The sequence below is a fragment of the Devosia sp. genome (assembly GCF_030689745.1).
GTDB lineage: Bacteria > Pseudomonadota > Alphaproteobacteria > Rhizobiales > Devosiaceae > Devosia > Devosia alba.
On the sequence record NZ_JAUYGL010000200.1, the window covers coordinates 1 to 3419 of the forward strand.

At 59.3% G+C, this 3419-nt stretch carries 3 protein-coding genes and 1 pseudogene; 3 read left to right on the forward strand and 1 reads right to left on the reverse strand.

Annotation, left to right across the window (positions count from 1 at the left end; all coding sequences use genetic code 11):
- Positions 1-439: 439 nt before the first annotated feature.
- The gene (locus Q8O80_RS17785; RefSeq protein ID WP_305581724.1) at positions 440-1333 is read right to left on the reverse strand and encodes a LysR family transcriptional regulator; all 894 of its coding nucleotides are present in this window, start codon (positions 1331-1333) and stop codon (positions 440-442) included.
- Between the two features lie 331 nt (positions 1334-1664).
- Between Q8O80_RS17785 and Q8O80_RS17790 the strand changes: the two genes are divergently transcribed.
- From Q8O80_RS17790 to Q8O80_RS17800, 3 genes and pseudogenes are all read left to right on the forward strand, one after another.
- On the forward strand, positions 1665-2399 hold the full coding sequence (locus tag Q8O80_RS17790; protein WP_305581726.1) for an SDR family NAD(P)-dependent oxidoreductase: 735 nt from the start codon (positions 1665-1667) through the stop codon (positions 2397-2399).
- A 73-nt stretch (positions 2400-2472) separates the two neighbouring features.
- On the forward strand, positions 2473-3072 hold the full coding sequence (locus Q8O80_RS17795; RefSeq protein WP_305581728.1) for an NADPH-dependent F420 reductase: 600 nt from the start codon (positions 2473-2475) through the stop codon (positions 3070-3072).
- A gap of 16 nt (positions 3073-3088) precedes the next feature.
- Positions 3089-3419, forward strand: a pseudogene (locus Q8O80_RS17800) (nitroreductase family protein); the annotation flags it as partial.

Below are 3419 nucleotides of genomic sequence, written 5' to 3' on the forward strand. Positions count from 1 at the left end.
TTGTTGCTATTTGAAGGAATGGCGGGAATGGGGCTGTTAACCGCCTGTCCGCTTCCGGGAGGCGAAATCGGAAAGCCGCCCTTGGCTTACCTAATGCCCTGAACAAATTCAGCAATCTGAGATGCAGATGCTCTCCTCGCGTAAACAGCATGCTACTTCGTGGTTGACATCGCGTGACGCTCTATCAGGAAAACGAAAATGGACGAAGAGCAAGTCGCCCCTCCACAGGCAGTTTAGTGCAAGCCTGTCGCGCACGAAGGCATGCCGATTTTCGCTTCAGTGGCGCGAAATATCACGGCTTCGTCGTTGAAGGCCGCCGAGCCTGAGGCTAGCGATGCCGGGCGCGAAGAAACACTATGGCTCCCTGGCTTCGCGACCCCGGGGCAAACCGCGGACTAGGAGGTGATGGCTGTAAGAGTTGGCGGCAAACCAACAGGCATCACTCTCGCGACATGGACATTCCAGCGAGACGCGGAGCGTAGGCCGCAAGTCTTCGGGATATGAATTCCGTGAACAGTCTCACGCGCTTGGTCTTGCGGGCTTCCCCCTGGGTGAGAATCCAGACCGTCCCATATAGGTGTAGATCGCTATCCGGCACCCTTACCAGGAGCGGATCGGCATCGCCTACGAAACACGGCAGCACCGTGAGGCCGATCCCTTGGCGCACCGCCGCGACCTGCGCTTCGAGGTCCGTGGTCCTGAACGGAGTGCCCTTTGCCCGAGCCTCTCCCTCGCGCGTCCAGGTAGGCACACCATGACCGCTTATGGCGATCCACCTGGGTTCCGGCCCGCCAGCCCTCCATGCGGCTAGGCGATCGGAGGATATGTAGAAGCCTCCGAACACTTCCGTTCCCTTCAGTCCGTGGAGATTGAGGGGCAGGGTCTTGCGGTCGTAGACGACGCGGATCGCGACGTCGGCCTCCCGGTTGGTCAGGTTCGCCAACTCGCCGGACGATGAAACGTCCATCTCGATATCGGGATGCAGGCGCGCGAACTCGGCAAAGTCGGGCATAAGCAGGTATCCTGCGAGGGGCGACGGCAGTGTGACCCGCAGAAGCCCGCGCACGCTCTGGTCGCGTCCCAGGACGCGCGTTACCAGTTGGTGGGACGACACCTCCATCAACTCGGCGAATTCACGCACCTCCTCCCCGGCAACCGTTACCCGGTAGCCCGAAGGGAGTTTCTCGAACATCTGCGTGCCGAGACGTTCTTCCAGATGGGCGATGCGTCGAAGAACAGTCGAGTGGTTCACCCCGAGGAATTCGGCGGCAGCCCGCACCGAACCGGCGCGCGCGACGGCGAGAAAATAGCGAACATCATCCCAGTCGATCATGGTGCAAACCCGCACCACCGGGGTGCGCCTCTCAAAAACAGCAAGCGACCCATCGTACAGCAGTGCGGTTCGATACCAAACAATATTGACGCGTGCCGTGGGCTTTGAGCGTCGGGTCGTGATGACCGCTATTGGCATCAGTTGAGTTGGCCGGATCGTTTCCGCACCACCGTTATGCGTGTTTCCAGACTGAACGCGTGGACAAAGCGGGACTATCTTCAGGTCATCGGAGCGTTCCGGGTGTTGAAGGAATGTCCTGGAAGCGAAGTCGCCGGAACGCTGGAGAGATTATCTCGTCGGCGTCCATCCAACCACGCGAAGGATGCATGACATGAATAGACTGAGTGGAAAGACCGCCGTAATCACCGGCGGCGCTACTGGCATCGGCCTTGCCGCCGCAAAGCGCTTCATCGAGGAAGGCGCTTTCGTCTTCATCTTCGGCCGCCGGCAAGAAGCGCTTGACGCCGCTGTGGCGGACCTCGGGCCAAATGCCCGCGCCGTAAAGGGCTCCGTCTCGGATGAAGCTGGCCTCGACCGGCTCTACGCGGCGGTGAAGGCGGAGCGCGGAACGCTGGACATCCTCTTCGCCAATGCCGGAGCGGGAGGCCCGCTTCCGCTCGGCAAGATCACCGCCGAGCACATCGATGAGACCTTCGACACGAATGTGAAGGGTACGATCTTCTCGGTCCAGAAGGCGTTGCCACTGATGGGCTCAGGCGGTTCGATCATTTTGACCGGATCGAGCGCCGGCACAACGGGAGCCCCAGGTTTCACTGCCTACAGCGCGAGCAAGGCAGCAGTGCGCAATCTCGCGCGCACCTGGGCGGAGGACCTGAAGGGCACGGGCATCCGGGTCAACGTGCTGTCACCTGGTGCAACAGCGACAGAACTCGCGAAGGAAGCATTGGGCGAGGAAGGCCAGAAGGCTTACGGCGCAATGACACCTCTTCAGCGTATGGCCGAACCGGCGGAGATCGGGTCCGTGGCCGCCTTTCTCGCGTCGCCGGACAGCAGTTTCATGACCGCCAGCGAGGTCGCCGTCGACGGTGGCCTAGCCCAACTCTGACGCGCTACGCCCGGGCGGGCTCCATTCGATACTCGGAGTCCGACCAGCCATGGTAAAATAAGGGAATATGAATATGAACTACGCAATTATCGGCTTCGGCAATATCGGCAAGGCCCTGGGCAAGGCGTTTGCCCGCAAGGGCATCGAAGTATCTGTTGCAACCACACGCGACCCTGAGAGCTTTGCATCGGATGCGGCCGCGATCGGGCCCACGGTCGTTCCCAAAACACTGGCGGATGCCGTCAAGGCGGACATCATCTTTTTGGCCGTCCGTTTCGAGGCGCATCCGGATGTCGCGAAGGCTCTCCCCTCTTGGTATGGGAAGACCATCGTCGATGTCACCAATGCCTATGGCGTGCCTCCTGAAAAACTGGGAGACCAGCCCTCTTCCAAGTTTATCGCGCAGGCTTTTTCTGGTGCAAGACTGGTCAAGGGCTTCAATCATTTGATCGCTGACACCCTTTGCCAAGACCCCGCCGTACATGGTGGCAGGAGAGTCGTATTCCTGGCGAGCGATGATGACGACGCTGCTGCAGAGATTGGCACGTTCGCGGAAAATCTCGGTTTCTCGCCGATCAAACTTGGCGGGCTTTCGGAAGGCGGATTGCTTGTGCAGGCGCGCGAAAACAGTTGGGGTCGACTGGTCTTTAAGGACTTGGTCACGTTCGGCTGATGGATCGCGATCGCAGATGTCGCCACAATTTCCTAATCAACATTTAATCAGAGTGTGTTTATCCATGACAGCCGCATTATCCAGCCAATCACTTGATCAGATGTTTCGTTCCGCTCGCACCCCCAATGGTTGGGCAGATCGTCCGGTTGTGGACGATACAGTGCGCGAAATTTATGAGCTCATGAAATGGGGACCAACATCTGCGAACACCAGCCCCGCAAGGTTTGTTTGGGTGCGTAGTGCCGATGGAAAGGCTACGCTTGCCGGGCTTGCAGCGGAACCGAATAAGCCGAAAATCTTAAAGGCTCCCGTCACGGTCATCATCGCCCATGATTTGGATTTTGCCA

Bases quoted from the DNA above. Each gene is read 5' to 3' on its own strand.
- Q8O80_RS17785 (WP_305581724.1), bottom strand. From the start codon at position 1,333: ATGATCGACTGGGATGATGTTCGCTATTTTCTCGCCGTCGCGCGCGCC.
- Q8O80_RS17790 (WP_305581726.1), top strand. From the start codon at position 1,665: ATGAATAGACTGAGTGGAAAGACCGCCGTAATCACCGGCGGCGCTACT.
- Q8O80_RS17795 (WP_305581728.1), top strand. From the start codon at position 2,473: ATGAACTACGCAATTATCGGCTTCGGCAATATCGGCAAGGCCCTGGGC.